Source organism: Rhizobium sp. BR 314 (assembly GCF_047445805.1).
Taxonomy (GTDB): domain Bacteria; phylum Pseudomonadota; class Alphaproteobacteria; order Rhizobiales; family Rhizobiaceae; genus Rhizobium; species Rhizobium lusitanum_B.
In genome coordinates, this window is sequence record NZ_JARWLA010000039.1 from 51321 (window position 1) to 68404 (window position 17084).

Here is a 17084-nt window from a genome sequence, read left to right on the forward strand (position 1 = left end):
GAAAAACAATCAAGAGAGTTTCCCTTCAAGTCGACTGCCAACTTGGCACGCGTTTTGAAACGCTTCTCGGCGGGCGGCGCGAGCTGCCGACCGTACTCCGCGACGGATGGAACGAAAGAAGGAAGGCAACATGTCAGATTTGCGTCAAATCGCATTCTACGGCAAAGGGGGCATCGGCAAGTCCACCACCTCACAAAATACGCTCGCAGCCCTTGTCGATCTCGGGCAGAAGATCCTGATCGTCGGCTGCGATCCCAAAGCCGACTCCACCCGCCTGATCTTGAACTCGAAGGCGCAGGACACCGTGCTGCATCTAGCGGCACAGGAAGGTTCGGTGGAAGACCTCGAACTCGAGGACGTGCTCAAAATCGGCTATAAGGGCATCAAGTGCGTAGAGTCCGGGGGCCCGGAGCCGGGTGTTGGTTGCGCCGGCCGCGGCGTCATCACCTCCATCAACTTCCTTGAGGAAAACGGCGCCTACGACAATGTCGACTATGTCTCCTATGACGTGCTCGGCGACGTCGTGTGCGGCGGCTTCGCAATGCCGATCCGCGAGAACAAGGCCCAGGAAATCTACATCGTCATGTCCGGCGAGATGATGGCGCTTTACGCGGCAAACAACATCGCCAAGGGCATCCTGAAATATGCCCATGCAGGCGGCGTGAGGCTCGGGGGTCTGATCTGCAACGAGCGCCAGACGGACCGCGAGATCGACCTCGCCGAGGCCCTGGCCTCCAGGCTCAATTCCAAGCTCATCCATTTCGTGCCGCGCGACAACATCGTCCAGCACGCCGAGCTCAGGAAGATGACGGTCATCCAGTATGCGCCGGATTCCAAACAGGCCGGAGAATATCGCACCCTGGCTGAGAAAATTCATGCCAATTCGGGTCAAGGGACCGTCCCGACCCCGATCACCATGGAAGAGCTCGAGGACATGCTGCTCGACTTCGGCATCATGAAGACCGACGAGCAGATGCTTGCGGAACTTCAGGCCAAGGAATCGAAGGTGGCGGCCGCCCAATAACCGCCGCTTTCGACGGACGCGCCGGCCCTTGACCCGGCGCGTCCTTCCCGAGAACGCGCCTCAGCGCGAGGCGACATCCGAACCTTAAAAGAGGGCAGGCCCTATGAGCCTCGACTACGAGAAAAACGGCGCTTTGCATGAAAAGCTTATAGCGGACGTGCTGTCGCAATATCCGGACAAGGCGGCGAAGCGCCGCAACAAGCACCTCGGCGTTGCAACGGGCAAAGACGCGACCGACAAGGAGGACGACGTTCTTTCCGAATGCAGCGTCAAATCGAATATCAAATCCATTCCGGGCGTTATGACCATCCGCGGCTGCGCCTATGCCGGTTCCAAAGGTGTCGTGTGGGGGCCGATCAAGGATATGGTCCACATCTCCCATGGACCGGTTGGTTGCGGCCAATATTCCTGGTCGCAGCGTCGCAATTATTATGTCGGCACGACAGGGATCGACACCTTCGTGACGATGCAGTTCACCTCCGACTTCCAGGAAAGAGACATCGTTTTCGGCGGCGACAAGAGGTTGGACAAGATCATCGATGAGATCGAGGAATTATTCCCGCTGAACAAAGGCGTCAGCATCCAATCGGAATGCCCGATCGGTCTGATTGGCGATGACATCGAGGCTGTGTCGCGCAAGAAGGCGAAGGAACACGACAAGACGATCGTGCCGGTGCGCTGCGAGGGCTTCCGCGGCGTATCGCAATCACTTGGCCACCATATCGCCAACGATTCCATCCGTGACTGGGTTTTCGAGAAAACGGATGTCGAGTTCGAGGCGAGTCCTTACGACATCAACGTCGTCGGCGATTACAATATCGGCGGCGATGCGTGGGCCACGCGCATCCTCCTGGAGGAGATGGGGTTGCGCGTGGTCGGCAACTGGTCTGGAGACGCCACGCTTGCCGAAGTGGAGCGGGCGCCGAAGGCCAAGCTCAACCTCATCCACTGTTACCGGTCGATGAACTACATCTGTCGGCACATGGAGGAAAAGTACGGCATTCCATGGATGGAATACAATTTCTTTGGTCCGTCGCAGATCGAAGCCTCTTTGCGCAAGCTTGCCAAGCATTTCGGGCCGGAAATTGAGGAAAAGACCGAGAAAGTCATTGCCAAGTACCGGCCTTTGGTCGACGCCATCATCGCCAAATACCGACCACGCCTCCAAAGCAAGACCGTGATGCTCTACGTCGGCGGTTTGCGCCCTCGTCACGTGGTCACGGCCTACGAGGATCTCGGCATGGAGATCGTTGGCACCGGCTACGAGTTCGCCCACAACGACGACTATCAGCGCACCGGCCATTACGTGAAAAAAGGCACGCTCATCTACGACGACGCGACCGGTTATGAACTGGAAAAATTCATCGAGGGGATCCGCCCCGATCTCGTAGGCTCCGGTATCAAGGAAAAGTACCCGGTGCAGAAGATGGGCATTCCATTCCGCCAGATGCATTCGTGGGACTACTCCGGCCCGTATCATGGCTACGACGGCTTTGCCATCTTTGCCAAAGACATGGACCTCGCCATCAACAATCCAGTCTGGGATCTTTACGACGCCCCCTGGAAGAGAAAGGTCGCGCCGGCTGAGGCGGTTGCGGCCGAATGAGGGCCTGGCCTGTCTTGGAGCAGGGGCAGGCTAGGCTCTCGCCGCGGATTTGATCCTGACACCTCGAACATCTCGACGTCCTTTGCCGCCATTGGTGCGGCACGATGAAACGAAAGGCGATTACCATGCCGCAGTCGGCGGAAAAAATTCTCGACCACGCGCCTCTGTTCCGCGAGCCGGAATACAGGCGAATGCTTGCCGAAAAGAAGCTGAATTTCGAATGTCCGCACCCGGACCAGGTCGTTGCCGATCAAAGCGAGTTCACCAAGACCTGGGAGTACAGGGAGAAAAATCTTGCCCGCGAAGCCCTCGTAATAAATCCCGCCAAAGCCTGCCAGCCGCTCGGGGCCGTCTTTGCGGCTGCGGGCTTCGAGCGGACCATGTCCTTCGTCCACGGCAGCCAGGGCTGCGTTGCCTATTACCGGTCGCACCTTTCGCGACACTTCAAGGAGCCTTCGTCGGCGGTTTCGTCCTCGATGACTGAGGACGCGGCGGTATTTGGCGGACTGAAGAACATGGTCGACGGGCTCGCCAACACCTATGCGCTCTACGACCCGTCGATGATTGCCGTCTCGACCACCTGCATGGCGGAGGTTATCGGCGACGATTTGCACGGCTTTATCGAAAACGCCAAGAGCGAAGGCTCGGTCCCCTTAGACTTCGATGTTCCTTTCGCCCACACGCCCGCCTTCGTCGGCAGCCATGTCGATGGCTATGACGGCATGGTCAAGGGCATCCTGGAGCACTTCTGGAAGGGCAGGGAGCGCAAGGAACCGAACGGCACCATCAACATCATACCCGGGTTCGACGGCTTCTGCGTCGGCAACAACCGCGAGCTCAAGCGCCTGCTGAACCTCATGGGCGTATCGTATACCCTCATCCAGGACGCATCCGACCAGTTCGATACTCCCTCGGATGGCATGTATCGCATGTATGATGGCGGCACGACGATCGGAGACGTCAAGGAAGCTCTTGGCGCCGAAGCGACACTATCGCTGCAGCACTACAACACCCGCAAGACGCTGGAATATTGCAAGGAGTTCGGACAGCCGACGGCTTCCTTCCATTATCCCCTTGGCGTTAAAGCAACCGACGAATTGCTGGTGAAAATCTCGGAGATTTCCGGCAAGGAAATCCCTTCCGCGATCGGACTGGAGCGTGGGCGCCTCGTCGACGCCATGGCGGACAGCCAAGCCTGGCTGCACGGAAAGAAATACGCGATCTACGGCGATCCAGATTTTGTCTATGCGGTGGCCCGGTTCGTGATGGAAACCGGCGGCGAGCCCACACATTGCCTCGCGACCAACGGCACATCTGCGTGGGAAAGCGAAATGAAGGCATTGCTTGCATCCTCGCCGTTCGGAAAGGATGCCAAGGTCTGGGCGGGCAAGGACCTCTGGGCACTGCGATCACTGCTTTTCACCGAACCGGTGGACCTGTTGATCGGCAATTCCTATGGCAAATATCTGGAGCGCGACACCGGCACGCCGCTGATCCGGCTGACGTTTCCGATTTTCGACCGGCACCATCATCATCGCTTCCCGCTGATGGGCTACCAAGGCGGGCTGCGTGTCTTAACGACAATCCTCGACACGATATTCGACAAACTCGACCGCGAGACGAGCCAAACAGGTGTCACGGACTATTCCTATGACCTCACACGCTAACGGCAAACGCTCGGCTCCGCCGCCGAGTGTCTTGCAATCGACATCTAAGGCCGGCGCAAGCCGGTCGCTCGATGCCAGGATCCAGGACGTCTTCGAGGAACCCGCTTGCGAGATGAACCGCGGCAAAGATGCCAATGTCCGCAAGAAGGGTTGTTCCAAGCCGCTCACCCCCGGGGCGGCAGCCGGTGGCTGCGCGTTCGACGGCGCAAAGATCGTGCTGCAGCCGATCACCGACGTCGCGCATCTGATCCATGCTCCGCTCGCCTGCGAAGGCAATTCCTGGGATAACCGTGGTACGGCTTCGTCCGGCCCGATGCTCTGGCGCACGAGCTTCACCACCGATCTTACCGAACTCGACGTGGTGATGGGCCACGCCGAGCGGAAGCTTTTCAAAGCGATCCGCGAGATCAAGGAAACCTACGCGCCACCGGCGATCTTCGTCTATTCGACATGCGTTACGGCGCTAATCGGCGACGACATCGAAGCGGTCTGTAAGCGCGCTGCGGAAAAATTCGGCTTGCCGGTGGTGCCGATCAATGCGCCCGGCTTTTCCGGCTCCAAGAATCTTGGAAACAAGCTCGCCGGCGAGGCGCTGCTCGATCATGTCATCGGCACGGTGGAGCCCGATGATGCCGGCCCCTACGACATCAATATCCTCGGCGAATTCAATCTTTCCGGCGAGTTCTGGCTGGTAAAGCCGCTTCTTGATCGGCTTGGCATTCGCGTGCGCGCCTGCATCCCCGGTGACGCGCGTTATCGTGACATTGCCTCAGCGCATCGTGCCCGGGCAGCGATGATGGTGTGCTCGACCGCACTCATAAATCTTGCCCGCAAAATGGAGGAACTCTGGGACATTCCGTTCTTCGAAGGGTCCTTCTACGGCATTACCGACACGTCGCAATCGCTGCGGCAGATCGCTGAGCTGCTCGTCAGGAAGGGCGCCGATCCGGAGATTCTTGAGCGCACCGAGGCGCTGATCGCAGAGCAGGAGGCGATCGCCTGGAAAAAGCTCGCGGCATACCGGTCGCGGCTTCAAGGCAAGCGTGTGCTGCTTAATACCGGCGGTGTGAAGGCCTGGTCGATTGCCCACGCGCTGATGGAGATCGGCGTCGAAATCGTGGGCACCTCGACCAAGAAATCGACGGCCGAAGACAAGGAGCGCATCAAGGAAATTCTGAAGGAGGATCACCGCATGTTCGAGTCGATGGGATCGCGGGAGATGTACGACATTCTCGCAGAACACAAAGCCGACATCATGCTGTCTGGTGGGCGTACGCAATATGTCGCGCTGAAGGCAAAAACGCCCTGGCTTGATATCAACCAGGAGCGCCATCATCCCTATGCCGGCTATGAGGGCATGGTGGAGCTCGTTCGCCAGATCGATCTTGCTATCCACAACCCGATCTGGAGCGAGGTGCGGGAGCCGGCACCATGGGACGCCCAGCCCGCAATGAAGGAAGAACTGCAAAGCACGCAAAGCGAGAGCGAGACGTTCCCCGCCTCACAGATCTCGTCGGCGCCTCCGCCGGCGGCTTCCGCGGGTGGTGAGGAAAGCTGATGGCCTGCATTCTCCCGCAGACCAAGTCGGCGGCGGTCAATCCGCTGAAATCGTCGCAGCCCCTCGGTGCCGCTCTAGCCTATCTTGGCGTCGATGGTGCGATACCGCTGTTCCACGGCAGCCAAGGCTGCACCAGCTTCGCGCTGGTGCTCTTCGTGCGCCATTTCAAGGAAGCCATCCCCCTGCAGACAACGGCGATGGACGCAGTGGCGACGATCCTCGGCGGCGCCGGCAATTTGGAAGAGGCGCTCCTCAATATCAAAACACGCGCTAAACCGAAGCTGATCGGGATCTGCACGACGGCGCTGGTGGAAACCCGCGGCGAGAATTTCGAGGGCGATCTTGTCAATATCAAGCTGGAGCGTGCCGAAGAGCTAGCAGGTACCGAGGTCGTGCTAGCGAGCACACCCGATTTCGACGGTGCGATCGAGGAGGGTTGGGCAAAGGCAGTCACCTCCATGATCGAAGGCATTACGACCCCAGGCGGCCGGCCCCGCGATCTGAAGAAGATTGCGATCCTCCCCGGTTGGCACCTGACGGTCGCCGATATTGAGCTTCTGCGCGAAACGGTCGAAAGCTTTGGTCTGAAGCCGGTGATCCTGCCGGACGTCTCGGGCTCGCTCGACGGCACGGTTCCTGACGACCGTTGGGTGCCGACTACCTATGGCGGCACGAAGGTCGAGGAAATCCGCGAACTCGGCACCTGCTTCCAGGCGGTTGCGATTGGCGAGCATATGCGCACGGCCGCCGCGGCCCTGCAGGCGAAGACCGGCGTGCCTTACGTCCTCTTCGAGCAGCTTGTCGGGTTAAAGGCAATCGACCGTTTCATGACGATGCTGGCCATGATCGCCGGCAATCCGGTGCCGCCCGCTGTGCGGCGGCGCCGCGCACAATTGCAGGACGCACTCCTCGACGGCCATTTTTATTTCGGCGGCAAACGTATCGCGATTGCCGCAGAGCCAGATCATCTTTTTCAACTTGCAACGTTCTTCAAGGGTATGGGCGCTGAAATAGTCGCCGCCGTTTCGACCACCGGCACAAGCTGCATTCTGCAGAAGGTGCCGGCCGACGCTGTGCAGGTCGGCGACCTTTCTGATCTCGAAACCATGGCGCGCCACGCTGGCGGTGATTTGATCGTGACCCATTCCCACGGCCGCCAGGCCGCCGAGCGGCTTGGCGTCCCGCTGATGAGGGTCGGCTTTCCGATCTTTGATCGGCTCGGCAGCCAGCATAAGAAAACCATTCTCTATGAGGGCGCGCGCAACTTCCTGTTCGAGGCCGCCAACATTTTTCAGTCGAACTGCCGCCGGCCGAGCCCCGAAGCGCTCAATCCCTTGCAAGACATGGAGGCAAAAAATGACGGCCGTCAGACGTCTTTCACTCGTCACTGAGGAGGGGCCAGCCCCTGCGCCAGAGTGCCCGAAGGGAGTTCTGCGCGTTGCCATCGCGACACAGGACCTGAAGAGGCTGAACGCACATTTCGGGTCTGCCAAGCTTTTTGCAGTCTATGACGTCACCCCAACCGGTTGGGAGATCGTCGAAGCCGTCGATTTTGGTGAAGCAACTGACGAAAGCGGCAAGCACACGAACGACGGCGGCACCGATCGCATCGCGATGAGGGTCGAGGCGTTGAAGGGATGTCATCTGCTGTTCTGCCTGGCGATCGGCGGGCCCTCCGCCGCGAAGGTCGTCTCGGCAAAAATCCATCCGATCAAGGTGCCGGAGCCATCGTCCATCGAAGAGGTACTGATGCGCACCCAGACCATGCTGAAAACTGCCCCGCCGCCATGGCTGCGCAAGGTGCTTGCAGACGCCGGCATGGGTCTCGCCAAGCCGTTCTTCGACGACGAAGATTAAAGGAGGTCGGCGATGACTTCGCCCAGCAACCTTGCGAACACACTCGCAGATGATGATCGCGACGCAATGGCAACCCCGTTCATGAAGCGCCTGGTTCGCTTGGTCAGGGCGCAGGATACTCATGGGTCGTGGGACGGAAAATCGGACACTGACCTGCTTGCCGATTTCATTGTGACGAAGGAGCAGCGCCGGCAAATGCCGATCATCGGCGACCCCGATCCGGACGTGATTTGGAGGCTTCAAATCTTTTACACCTGCGTTGGGCTTGAAATCGAAGGGCACTCAGGCCTCGTCGCCTCCTCGATCGTGACGATGAATCCCGAGGGCTTCGGGCGAGTGGTTCTCACGACAGGGCGTTTGGTCGTTTTGTCGAAGACGCTCAGAGACGTCCATCGGTTCGGCTTTGAGACGCTTCGCAAACTCACCGAGGCCGGCACGAAATTGGTCGATGATGCTGTCATCGCCATAAAAGCCTACCCCGATGTGGCGCGGGCGCCGTGAATTCGGGTTTTTGAGGAAAGAGATAAATGTCAGACATTGTGCAGCAGCTTCAAAAGGTCCGTAAACTGCAGTCACGAGCGACAACCGCGAAAATGGAGTTGCACGATCTTGCCGAGGACCTGCCGGTCAACTGGCCCAAGATCAAGACGATCGCAGCAAAGACGTTCGACGCATTCGCGGAGTTGAATGCGGCAAAGAACGAGCTTGCCGCCTTGGAGGATTCGCGATGACGGGGACCTTCGTTACCCGTGATGGATCCACCTGGTTGCCGGAGTATCTGACCGCTATCGATGGCAAAACTTGCATCGGCTGCGGCCGCTGCTTCAAGGTCTGCTCGCGCGATGTCATGCACCTTTACGGCGCAAGTGAAGCGGGTGAAATCCTCGGCATCTGCGATGACGAAGACGACGACTTCGATGGCGAACTCAATCGTATGATCATGGTCGTGGACGAAGCAGGGCGATGTATCGGCTGCGGCGCCTGCGCCCGCGTCTGCCCGAAGAACTGTCAGATTCATATACCGGCTGACAAGCTCGCTTCATGTGCTGGCGTATAAACGCGGGAGAACGACTGTGCCTTTTGCAATTTTCTGTCGCCTCCTGCAACCAGTCATGTGCTTCAGCCTTCTAGGCGCTTACTTCGTTTCACATTCAATCCGCAGAGCAATGGTCACGACGGTGGATATTTGGCTCCTTCTTCAGGTGGCCTATTTCGCAAGCGTGCTTTTTTTGATCTGGCGCGCCAGTTGCGCTTTAAAGAGGAGCCAGCGGGTCTTGCGTTTCGATGATCTCGAGGAAATGCGTTACCGGCCAGAGCATTGCGAAAAGAAAGACTGAACTACCCCGTTGTCTTCCAGCTCGGCTCGATGGTGGGTTTGTTGCCCTTGAGGGCCGGGAACAGATCAGTTGCGAGCCTCGGGCTGCCTGGAAGACATTGATCATCGAGCATAACGTTGTTGGAACAACTACACGACGTGTCCGTCGGCAATGGCTTCCACGGTGTAGCAACCTAAGGAGTTTATTGCTGTTCGGTTCCCATTGAAGGGTGCTGTGGCAAACGCAGCGACCGGCCTGTGGGTTGCGCCGCCTCGACGACGAACGAAGGCCGATGAAGCAATGGGATCTAATCAAACGCCGAGGATTGTTGCCGGGCTTGCCCGCCCACGCGTCGTGAACACGTCTATTTCAGGCGCAAATCACTGGAGAGAACATGCTGCAAAACTTCGAACGATATCCCCTTACCTTCGGCCCTACGCCTATCGAAAAGCTTGACCGACTTAGCGAGTATCTAGGGGGCAAGGTGGAGATCTATGCCAAGCGCGAGGACTGCAACTCGGGGCTGGCGTTCGGCGGCAACAAGCTCCGCAAACTCGAGTACATCATCCCGGACGCGATCGCGTCAAATGCCGACACGCTTGTTTCCATTGGTGGCGTGCAGTCCAACCATACACGCATGGTCGCCGCAGTAGCCGCCAAGATCGGCATGAAATGCCTTCTGGTGCAAGAGGATTGGGTACCATATGAGAACGCTGTTTACGATCAGGTTGGGAATATCCTCTTAAGCCGGATCATGGGAGCGGAGGTGCGACTGGTTGATGACGGCTTCAATATCGGCATCCGCAGCAGTTGGGAAAGGGCGCTCGACGACGTCAAGCAAATGGGCGGCAGACCCTACGCGATCCCAGCCGGTGCGTCTGTCCATAAATATGGCGGCTTGGGTTATGTGAGTTTTGCCGAGGAAGTGCGCGCGCAGGAAAAACAGCTTGGTTTTGCCTTTGACTATATCGTGGTTTGCACTGTGACGGGTTCGACGCAAGCCGGCATGGTCGTTGGTTTCGCCAAGGATGGACGACAGCGCAATGTGATCGGTATCGATGCTTCGGCAACCCCTCTCCAAGCCCAGTCGCAGGTGCTTAACATTGCCCGGCAAACTGCGAAGTTCGTCGAACTCGGAAGAGAAATCGCCAATGATGATGTGGTATTGCTCGCGGACTATGCGCACCCCCGTTATGGCATTCCTTCCGAGGAAACAAACGAGGCCATTCGCCTTTGCGCGCGGCTGGAAGGCATAATCACTGATCCCGTCTACGAGGGGAAATCGATGCAAGGGATGATAGATCTCATCAGCAAGGGCTTCTTTCCGAAAGGATCAAGGCTCCTATTCGCGCATCTCGGCGGCGTGCCGGCAATCAATGCTTACAGCGACACGTTTCGCAACGGCTGATCCAAAGGAAGAGCCTCCATAGATGCCCTGGACTTTGAAGGTTCCACGGATGCGCCAATAAGCAATAGTACTGCGGGCGACGGCCCTTCTTGCCAATCTCAGCAATATGAAGATGGGCTAACATCAGCAACAATGGAATACCGCTGGCAACTAAAAAATCCTCCGCCTGAAAAAGCTGAATATCAAGCGCTGTTGAATTTGACTGATTAAGACGCCGCCAAATTGGCGCCGCTTACACGGCCAGCTTCACGCCGATCCCGCAATTACGAATCCGGTTTTTCGGAAAGCGCGTAGCCGACAGTTCTTACAGTCCGTATCAGATCGCGGTCGCTATCCCTATTTAGTGCCGCGCGCAAGTTGCCGATGTGAACATCGATGGTGCGAGGCCCGATATGAACGGCATGGGGCCAAGCTGCATTCTTTAGTTCATCTCGCGAGTAGGCCCGGTATGGGTTCCTCATAAAGTGCTCCAGCAGGCGGAACTGGGTTGGAGCTACATGAATCGTCCGGCCGTTTCGGCGCACACGATGCGTGGCCACATCCAATTCAATGTCCTGAAAGGCAAGCAGTTCGTGATGCCTGGGAATGGAACTCCGACACGAGCCGTCCAAGATTCTGCCGATGCTCGTCAGCGCTATCTCTCGCGATCGGCTAACATGCTCATTGTCATCGAAAGTGACCGTGTCTCCTTGAGTTACTTCATCAGCAACCGCCGCAATCGCAATGATCGACATTGACCGCGCCCGGCGAGAAAGACGCAGGCGAATACAGAGCGTCTGCTTCTCAACGTCAGGGAAATGCGTCCTAAGAAACACCACATCTGGCGTCGCCTCTTGGAAGTGTTTGGCGAGGACGTTCCCATGGCTGGTATTGAGGTGCTTACATGCGCATTCCAAGAACTGACCAGAGCAATCTTCTGGTGCAGTGATCAGCACCGCCGCTGAGTGGAAATCCCGATTAGTCTCGTTCTCCGCCATCGCGTGCATCCTTCAATGAAAGTTCGACCGACCTTCAAATTCTTTCGCCAACAAAGTTTTGCACTTATCTCCAAAACCCAGTTTGTTGAACTGCGGCTCGCGCCGAAGCTTTCCATTGCGGCACCTCGGCGAATGGGCTTGATCCGGAGGGAGTTCACTCCTCAGTCGGCAATTTTGCGGATAACCATGCACACATCGTGCCAATGAAAAGATCGTTTTGAAACAGTGCCATGCCTCTAATCTAGAGCGCACATGTTGAAACTCGGACTTGGGCGCTTTGCCACTAAAGCAAAGATACTTCAGCGGATCTGTAGCCAGCGCGCCCTTGCATTAACACGCGTTTCGGTTCGTGAAGAAATGTATCTGTCAGCGGCAGAAAGAACACCGCATACTCTTGACGCGGACCATCTGTTCGACCCTCTGATCTTGATGCTTTCGCCGTCGCCGATGGCTGCGAACAGCGTTTGGACATGCGCCTGGAGGAGGCGCTGATCCACCAGCTAGTCAACTATCTGATTAGGGAGTGGACCAAGTACGTTTCGGGGTTAGTCTCAGCTTATGTGCACGATCCGAGGGCACTGCTAATGGAGACATGTGCGATTGTTATCGCAAGCCCCCGACATACTATGTTAACTGGCAAAGAGCGCTTCCCAGCGCGCGCAGTTATGGTCGGCGGCACGTCCGTTCTGCAACATCTATTATCTCAATTGGCACGCGTTGGCGTGCAAAAGACGATTATCCTTGGACTAGGAGGCATGGGCGAGGTCGACCATCGTTTCTGTCACGAGCTGTACGGTATGGAGCTCCGCGTACGCCCACAGCGCACGCCATATCCCGGGCGTCTTATTGATGTGACAGCGGCAGAGGAAGTCGCTGATGTCGATGGAGTAGTTTTGATATTTACCGCGGAAATGGTGATCAATTTAACTGTGCTGGAGCGCTTGGTACGGTCATCATATCGCAACATTGTCGTTGTGAGCCAGTCACTCGGCAAACGATCGCTACGAGTGCTGACGGGCAAAGCGCAACGCCTTACAGCAATTGTACCCGAAGGCTCCGACAGCTATAAAAGTGCGTCTGCAGATTTGAGCCTCGTCGGCATTTATAAATTTGATGCGGCGTTAGTTCGGAGGATTGCGCGGAGGCGGAAACGTCGCTCGCATGACGATCCGGAGTTCTTTGAAGCAGCATTTGGTTTTCACGGTCATCCAATCTATGTCATGTGTGCCGAACCCGGCGAAATACGATGAACAACGACATCCATGCAGCAAGATTTTGAGTGCCGCAACTGAAGAATCTGGCCGCAACCCTGTTCCTTCGGCGCACGCAATCTTTGAGGCCCCAGATGCGTTCCCTGTTGTCAAAATGCAAAGCTTGGTTCCTGACGCCAAATTGCGCGTATGCCAACCAGCGAGTCGCTCTCTTCTTTCTTCGAGCCCTTTCATACATACGTCACGGCGTAAGTGACTCATAAGAGTCGGATTCGAAAAGCGTTCAACGATATCCATACCTTGCTAGCCGTCTGGTGATGAGACGAATGTGGGCGATCATGATCCACGCTTCGGCTGATGCGATGGAGCGTTCGACGTCTTTGGCCAATCTGCGGCATCTGCCAAGCCAGGCGAAGGTCCGTTCGACCACCCATCGACGCGGCAGAACCTCGAAGCCTTTCGCCTTGTCTGAGCGCTTGATGATCTCGATCGTCCAGCGCCCGATCTTTTTCAGTCGCCGCTTCAACTTATCGCCCGCATAGCCACCATCGGCGAAGACATGCAGTAACCATGGCCACCTGTGGCGGATGGATTTCRGGAGATCGGGAGCACCGTCGCGATCCTGGATGTCGGCGCTGTGCACCATGAGASCGACCATCAGGCCGAGCGTATCGACGATGATATGGCGCTTGCGGCCTTTGGTCTTCTTGCCCGCGTCATAGCCCCGGATGCCGCCGCTTTCGGTGGTTTTGACGCTCTGGCTATCGATCACACCGGCCGTCGGGCTTGCCTCCTTGCCCTCCAACTCGCGCGTTTCCATCACGAGACGATGGTTGATGCGTGGCCAAAGTCCCAACGCTCTCCATTCATAGAAATAGCGCTGGACGGTCGAGCAGGGTGGAAAATCCTTCGGCAGCATCCGCCATTGGCAACCAGTTGTGGCGATGTAAAGCAGGGCATTCACCACCTCTCGCAAATCCGTGGTCCGCGGGCGGCCCAAGCGGCGCGGCATTGGCAGGAAAGGCTGAACCAGACCCCATTCCCGATCCGTCATATCGCTTGCGTAGCGTGCCGTTCGCCGGGCATATTGCCGACGGGTGATTTTGGTCCAGGCCATCGTGTTCTCCATCGAATCTCGCAAATCCGAAGGAATCATAACCTGTTGAAATCACCCACCTCTTTTTGAGGCAGCCTCTAAGAGAACTATTGTCAGGTTTGTCCAACCCAGGGTCGCGACGTACTCGGCTGATTATGCTGCATTTCGCATGCAGTTAAGAAAATTTGGTAGAGGCTCTGTGGGTTCTTTCAAATTGGCACGACTCTTGAACTACGGACAGCAATTCCGACCCCTCGGAAAAAACGAGAGGAAAGCAGGATGTCAGCTCTTCCACAGCCCGCTTCCAAAGCTTTAGCGATAACGTTCGCCGGTGGCCGCTCACGGCCAGCGACTTCATCTGGCGACAGCATGGCGTGCCATTATTTGCCCGAGAGACAGCATCGATTGTCTCGGGACGGTTGCGGTTCCACTCAAATCAATAAACAGACTGGCCGAGTTACCGATCTGAATTCCTCGGACCTCTCGCCACCTTCTCAAGCTTTAAATCGAGGGGAACTTGCGGCCGAGTTCGGCCGATTTCTTGACCAGACACATACCGTCGCTCGGTCTAAACAGTTATTTGAGCACTTATCAGCTTTTGCTCTGAATCTTGGCTGCACGTGGATAGCCTACGGTCCTCTTACAACCGAGCGCAAGGTTTTACAGCCGGTTCGACGCCCTTCTTTTGAGATCCTGAACTATCCTGATGAATGGCAGAAGCGATGTCTCGAAATGGGTTATGATCGGAAAGCTCCTATTATCAAGGAAAGTCGAATGCGATCAGGCCCTATTCAATGGAGGGAGGCATACGTTAGCTCGAGCACAACTCCAAACGAACGGCGCATCTTCGACGAGGCTGCAAGCTTTGGCGTAAGGTCAGGCATTACCATTCCATTGCGCAGCGCGGCTGGAAGTTTCGCCATCATGAGCTTTGCCCAGCAGATTGAGCGTGAATTCCACCACAGGGCAATCGCCTACTTACAACTAGCGGCGATACATTTCCATCTGAGACTTGCTAATGTCGGGAGTTCGAATGTCATGGAGAAAGTGCCTGAGCTCTCGCAAAGGGAGAAAGAATGTATTCTCTGGGTAGCACGGGGAAAGTCGTCATGGGACATTGGAATTATTATGAGTATATCTGAAAATACTGTTAATTTTCACATTAAAAACGTCATGAGAAAATTAGACGCTGCGAGTAGAACCGTCGCGGCTATTAAGGCGTTAAATTTCGGATTTATCGAGTTGTAGGAGGCGATGTTCGTTCGTCGCTAAGTGATAGTGCCGCCACTGCCGCAGGCCTGTTTTCCTGCGACGAACAATAGGCAAGTAGGAACACTATCATTCTAGGTAGGAGCACAGTTGGCAATGGCCGTATAGAGTTGCGGAAACTTTCAAAATGGAGCCCGCTTTCGGAGCATTGCTAAGATCTCGCGGTAATTGGCGAGGGGTACAGGCGCTGGTGGGTCATGGCATCTGGTTGAGGAAATAATCGTGAGTAATGACAGCATTTCCAATTCCCTATTTGCCTTTGAAAACCATGAATCGAACGTGCGATCCTATTCCCGATCATTCCCCGTGGTGTTCACGAAAGCGGCAGGAGCCATCCTCGAAGACGAAAATGGTTGTGCGTTCATTGATTTTCTTTCCGGCGCGAGTGCCCTTAACTACGGTCACAATGATCCGCACATCCTAAGTGCTGCCGTGGAATACCTGCATTCAAATGGAGTTATTCATGGGTTAGACATGGCTACGCCGGCGAAAAGAGAGTTTATGGAGCTTTTTGACGACCTGATTTTGCGCCCGTGCGGTCTCTCATACAAATTTCAGTTTGTCGGTCCCACTGGCGCCAATGCCGTCGAGGCAGCTTTGAAACTTGCACGCAAGGTCACTGGACGTCATAGCGTCGTTTCATTCACCAACGGTTATCATGGGGTGAGCCTGGGCGCGCTTGCTGTAACTGGTAATCGATACTTCCGAAATGCGGCAGGTCTTCCTCCTTCCGGCGCGGTCTTCATGCCTTACGACGGTTATTGGGGGCCTGATCAGGATACTACGGAATATCTGGACAAAGTGCTTGCGGATGGTAGCAGTGGCGTCGATTTGCCTGCAGCTGTTATTCTCGAAACCGTTCAGGGTGAGGGCGGCATCAATCCTGCGAGCAGAAACTGGTTGCAGTCGCTAGAGCGGCTTTGCAGGAAGAACGAGATCCTCCTGATTATTGATGACATTCAAGCGGGCTGCGGACGAACTGGCGATTTTTTCAGCTTTGAGTTTGCGGACATTTCTCCAGACATCGTTCTCTTGTCTAAGTCTCTCAGCGGTTGTGGGCTGCCGCTGTCGCTCCTGCTGCTCAAACCCGAATTTGACGTATGGCAACCAGGCGAACACAGTGGAACCTTTAGGGGCAACAATCTCGCACTCGTGACAGCGACTGCTGCTTTGCGAAAATACTGGACAAATGAAAAGCTATCTAAAGGAGTTGTCGAAACAGGATGCATTCTAAGAGAGCGCCTTCAGGAAGTCGCCCAAAGCAACCGAAATTCCAACATTACCGTACGTGGAAGGGGCATGATGGTGGGGCTCGACTGCAGTACGGGCAAATTGGCGGGGGAAATCGTACGGAAAGCCTTTGAAGACGGGCTTGTAGTAGAGCGATGTGGCGCTGAAGATCAGGTTATTAAGCTTCTTCCTCCATTGACAATTGAACGGCAGATCTTGCAGCGTGGCTTGGACATTCTGGAGAAGTCCGTCCACTCAAGCGTATAAAGCTACGCTTGCCTCTTGGAGGCATGGCAGAGCCAAAGCAATGGGGGGAGGGCATTTATCGTAGTTTTGGGCACCGCGGCTCGCACGAACCGGTTCATTCTCCGATCGTGCGGCCGGACGGGCGTCTTCGTTGGCGCCACTCGTAATGGGTTGCCGCTATTTAAAAAGTACGACCCTTAAGCTTGTTGGGTACTGCGGTTGATTTGTCGGATTCATGACACGGAGTTCGGCCCTGCGCGTTGCCCCATCCTCACCTAAATAGTTGAACAGTGGTAAGCGGTTAGCCGACGGCGTCTGGTTTGAAGTTCCATGGCATGAGCAGCTCAATATCAGCGGCTGGCCAGCGATTTGCGATGCGGGTGAGCGTTTGAGATAGCCAGGCAAGCGGATCGACGTTGTTCATTTTTGCCGTCTGCAGAAGTGTGGCGATCGTCGCCCATGTCTCTCCGCCGCCCTCGCTGCCGGCAAAGAGACTATTCTTCCTCGTAATGGTTTGGGGCCGGATGGCACGCTCGACTATGTTGGAGTCGATTTCGACGCGGCCGTCCGTCAAGAAGTGCTCCAGCGCCTCCCGGCGTGTCAGGCCGTAGCGTATCGC

17 protein-coding genes are annotated in these 17084 nt (G+C 56.3%); 14 read left to right on the plus strand and 3 right to left on the minus strand.

Features of this window, described 5'->3' with window-relative positions:
- Positions 1-130: 130 nt before the first annotated feature.
- The 11 genes from nifH to QD461_RS31075 all read left to right on the plus strand — a co-directional run bounded on the left by nifH (position 131) and on the right by QD461_RS31075 (position 10436).
- Positions 131-1024 (plus strand): nitrogenase iron protein, encoded by an 894-nt coding sequence (nifH, locus tag QD461_RS31025; protein WP_004126102.1) that lies wholly within the window; start codon positions 131-133, stop codon positions 1022-1024.
- A gap of 103 nt (positions 1025-1127) precedes the next feature.
- Complete coding sequence (gene nifD, locus QD461_RS31030) at positions 1128-2630, plus strand: nitrogenase molybdenum-iron protein alpha chain (protein ID WP_004126105.1); 1503 nt, start codon at positions 1128-1130, stop codon at positions 2628-2630.
- Between the two features lie 125 nt (positions 2631-2755).
- The gene (gene nifK, locus QD461_RS31035) at positions 2756-4297 is read left to right on the plus strand and encodes a nitrogenase molybdenum-iron protein subunit beta (RefSeq protein ID WP_004126108.1); all 1542 of its coding nucleotides are present in this window, start codon (positions 2756-2758) and stop codon (positions 4295-4297) included.
- A 112-nt stretch (positions 4298-4409) separates the two neighbouring features.
- Positions 4410-5855 (plus strand): nitrogenase iron-molybdenum cofactor biosynthesis protein NifE, encoded by a 1446-nt coding sequence (nifE, locus tag QD461_RS31040; RefSeq protein WP_240535527.1) that lies wholly within the window; start codon positions 4410-4412, stop codon positions 5853-5855.
- Positions 5855-7246 carry a nitrogenase iron-molybdenum cofactor biosynthesis protein NifN gene (gene nifN, locus QD461_RS31045; RefSeq protein WP_004126114.1) on the plus strand — a complete coding sequence of 464 codons (1392 nt, stop codon included), beginning with the start codon at positions 5855-5857 and terminating at the stop codon, positions 7244-7246. Before nifE ends, nifN begins: the two co-directional genes overlap by 1 nt.
- A complete protein-coding gene (nifX, locus tag QD461_RS31050; protein WP_015342005.1) occupies positions 7212-7712 on the plus strand; it encodes a nitrogen fixation protein NifX in 501 nt (166 codons plus the stop codon). Before nifN ends, nifX begins: the two co-directional genes overlap by 35 nt.
- A 12-nt stretch (positions 7713-7724) precedes the next feature.
- Positions 7725-8213: a NifX-associated nitrogen fixation protein gene (locus tag QD461_RS31055; RefSeq protein ID WP_004126118.1), complete on the plus strand. Its 489-nt coding sequence runs from the start codon at positions 7725-7727 to the stop codon at positions 8211-8213.
- Positions 8214-8239: 26 nt separating this feature from the next.
- Positions 8240-8443, plus strand: a complete 204-nt coding sequence (locus tag QD461_RS31060; protein WP_015342006.1) for a CCE_0567 family metalloprotein — start codon at positions 8240-8242, stop codon at positions 8441-8443.
- Entirely contained in the window at positions 8440-8769 is a 330-nt protein-coding gene (gene fdxB, locus QD461_RS31065) for a ferredoxin III, nif-specific (protein ID WP_004126119.1), read from the plus strand. The genes QD461_RS31060 and fdxB overlap by 4 nt, the downstream gene beginning before the upstream one ends.
- A 55-nt stretch (positions 8770-8824) precedes the next feature.
- Positions 8825-9049, plus strand: coding sequence for an exopolysaccharide production repressor protein (locus QD461_RS31070; RefSeq protein WP_210305378.1), 225 nt, complete (start codon positions 8825-8827; stop codon positions 9047-9049).
- A gap of 373 nt (positions 9050-9422) precedes the next feature.
- Positions 9423-10436, plus strand: a complete 1014-nt coding sequence (locus tag QD461_RS31075) for a 1-aminocyclopropane-1-carboxylate deaminase (RefSeq protein WP_004126123.1) — start codon at positions 9423-9425, stop codon at positions 10434-10436.
- 263 nt (positions 10437-10699) lie between these two features.
- On the opposite strand, the gene QD461_RS31080 is transcribed toward QD461_RS31075, so the two are convergent.
- Complete coding sequence (locus QD461_RS31080) at positions 10700-11413, minus strand: DNA-binding response regulator (protein WP_157385444.1); 714 nt, start codon at positions 11411-11413, stop codon at positions 10700-10702.
- Positions 11414-11883: 470 nt separating this feature from the next.
- On the opposite strand from QD461_RS31080, the gene QD461_RS31085 reads away from it, so the two are divergent.
- Positions 11884-12663, plus strand: coding sequence for a hypothetical protein (locus QD461_RS31085; protein WP_244441509.1), 780 nt, complete (start codon positions 11884-11886; stop codon positions 12661-12663).
- A gap of 244 nt (positions 12664-12907) precedes the next feature.
- On the opposite strand, the gene QD461_RS31090 is transcribed toward QD461_RS31085, so the two are convergent.
- On the minus strand, positions 12908-13741 hold the full coding sequence (locus QD461_RS31090) for an IS5-like element ISRtr4 family transposase (RefSeq protein ID WP_414090983.1): 834 nt from the start codon (positions 13739-13741) through the stop codon (positions 12908-12910).
- Positions 13742-13999: 258 nt separating this feature from the next.
- Here QD461_RS31090 and QD461_RS31095 point away from each other — a divergent pair, with 258 nt between their 5' ends.
- Both QD461_RS31095 and ectB read left to right on the plus strand, forming a co-directional pair.
- Positions 14000-14968, plus strand: a complete 969-nt coding sequence (locus QD461_RS31095) for a LuxR family transcriptional regulator (RefSeq protein WP_004126135.1) — start codon at positions 14000-14002, stop codon at positions 14966-14968.
- Between the two features lie 243 nt (positions 14969-15211).
- Positions 15212-16486: a diaminobutyrate--2-oxoglutarate transaminase gene (ectB, locus tag QD461_RS31100; RefSeq protein WP_004126138.1), complete on the plus strand. Its 1275-nt coding sequence runs from the start codon at positions 15212-15214 to the stop codon at positions 16484-16486.
- 280 nt (positions 16487-16766) lie between these two features.
- On the opposite strand, the gene QD461_RS31105 is transcribed toward ectB, so the two are convergent.
- On the minus strand, positions 16767-17084 hold a 318-nt coding region (locus QD461_RS31105), incomplete at its 5' end, for an IS66 family transposase (RefSeq protein ID WP_414090984.1).

What these genes read in the sequence shown, in the direction of transcription:
- nifN (WP_004126114.1), top strand. Translation starts at nt 5,855, where the DNA reads ATGGCCTGCATTCTCCCGCAGACCAAGTCGGCGGCGGTCAATCCGCTG.
- QD461_RS31060 (WP_015342006.1), top strand. Translation starts at nt 8,240, where the DNA reads ATGTCAGACATTGTGCAGCAGCTTCAAAAGGTCCGTAAACTGCAGTCA.
- nifX (WP_015342005.1), top strand. Translation starts at nt 7,212, where the DNA reads ATGACGGCCGTCAGACGTCTTTCACTCGTCACTGAGGAGGGGCCAGCC.
- fdxB (WP_004126119.1), top strand. Translation starts at nt 8,440, where the DNA reads ATGACGGGGACCTTCGTTACCCGTGATGGATCCACCTGGTTGCCGGAG.
- nifE (WP_240535527.1), top strand. Translation starts at nt 4,410, where the DNA reads ATGAACCGCGGCAAAGATGCCAATGTCCGCAAGAAGGGTTGTTCCAAG.
- nifK (WP_004126108.1), top strand. Translation starts at nt 2,756, where the DNA reads ATGCCGCAGTCGGCGGAAAAAATTCTCGACCACGCGCCTCTGTTCCGC.
- QD461_RS31070 (WP_210305378.1), top strand. Translation starts at nt 8,825, where the DNA reads ATGTGCTTCAGCCTTCTAGGCGCTTACTTCGTTTCACATTCAATCCGC.
- nifD (WP_004126105.1), top strand. Translation starts at nt 1,128, where the DNA reads ATGAGCCTCGACTACGAGAAAAACGGCGCTTTGCATGAAAAGCTTATA.
- QD461_RS31080 (WP_157385444.1), bottom strand. Translation starts at nt 11,413, where the DNA reads ATGGCGGAGAACGAGACTAATCGGGATTTCCACTCAGCGGCGGTGCTG.
- nifH (WP_004126102.1), top strand. Translation starts at nt 131, where the DNA reads ATGTCAGATTTGCGTCAAATCGCATTCTACGGCAAAGGGGGCATCGGC.
- QD461_RS31095 (WP_004126135.1), top strand. Translation starts at nt 14,000, where the DNA reads ATGTCAGCTCTTCCACAGCCCGCTTCCAAAGCTTTAGCGATAACGTTC.
- QD461_RS31075 (WP_004126123.1), top strand. Translation starts at nt 9,423, where the DNA reads ATGCTGCAAAACTTCGAACGATATCCCCTTACCTTCGGCCCTACGCCT.
- QD461_RS31085 (WP_244441509.1), top strand. Translation starts at nt 11,884, where the DNA reads ATGCGCCTGGAGGAGGCGCTGATCCACCAGCTAGTCAACTATCTGATT.
- QD461_RS31055 (WP_004126118.1), top strand. Translation starts at nt 7,725, where the DNA reads ATGACTTCGCCCAGCAACCTTGCGAACACACTCGCAGATGATGATCGC.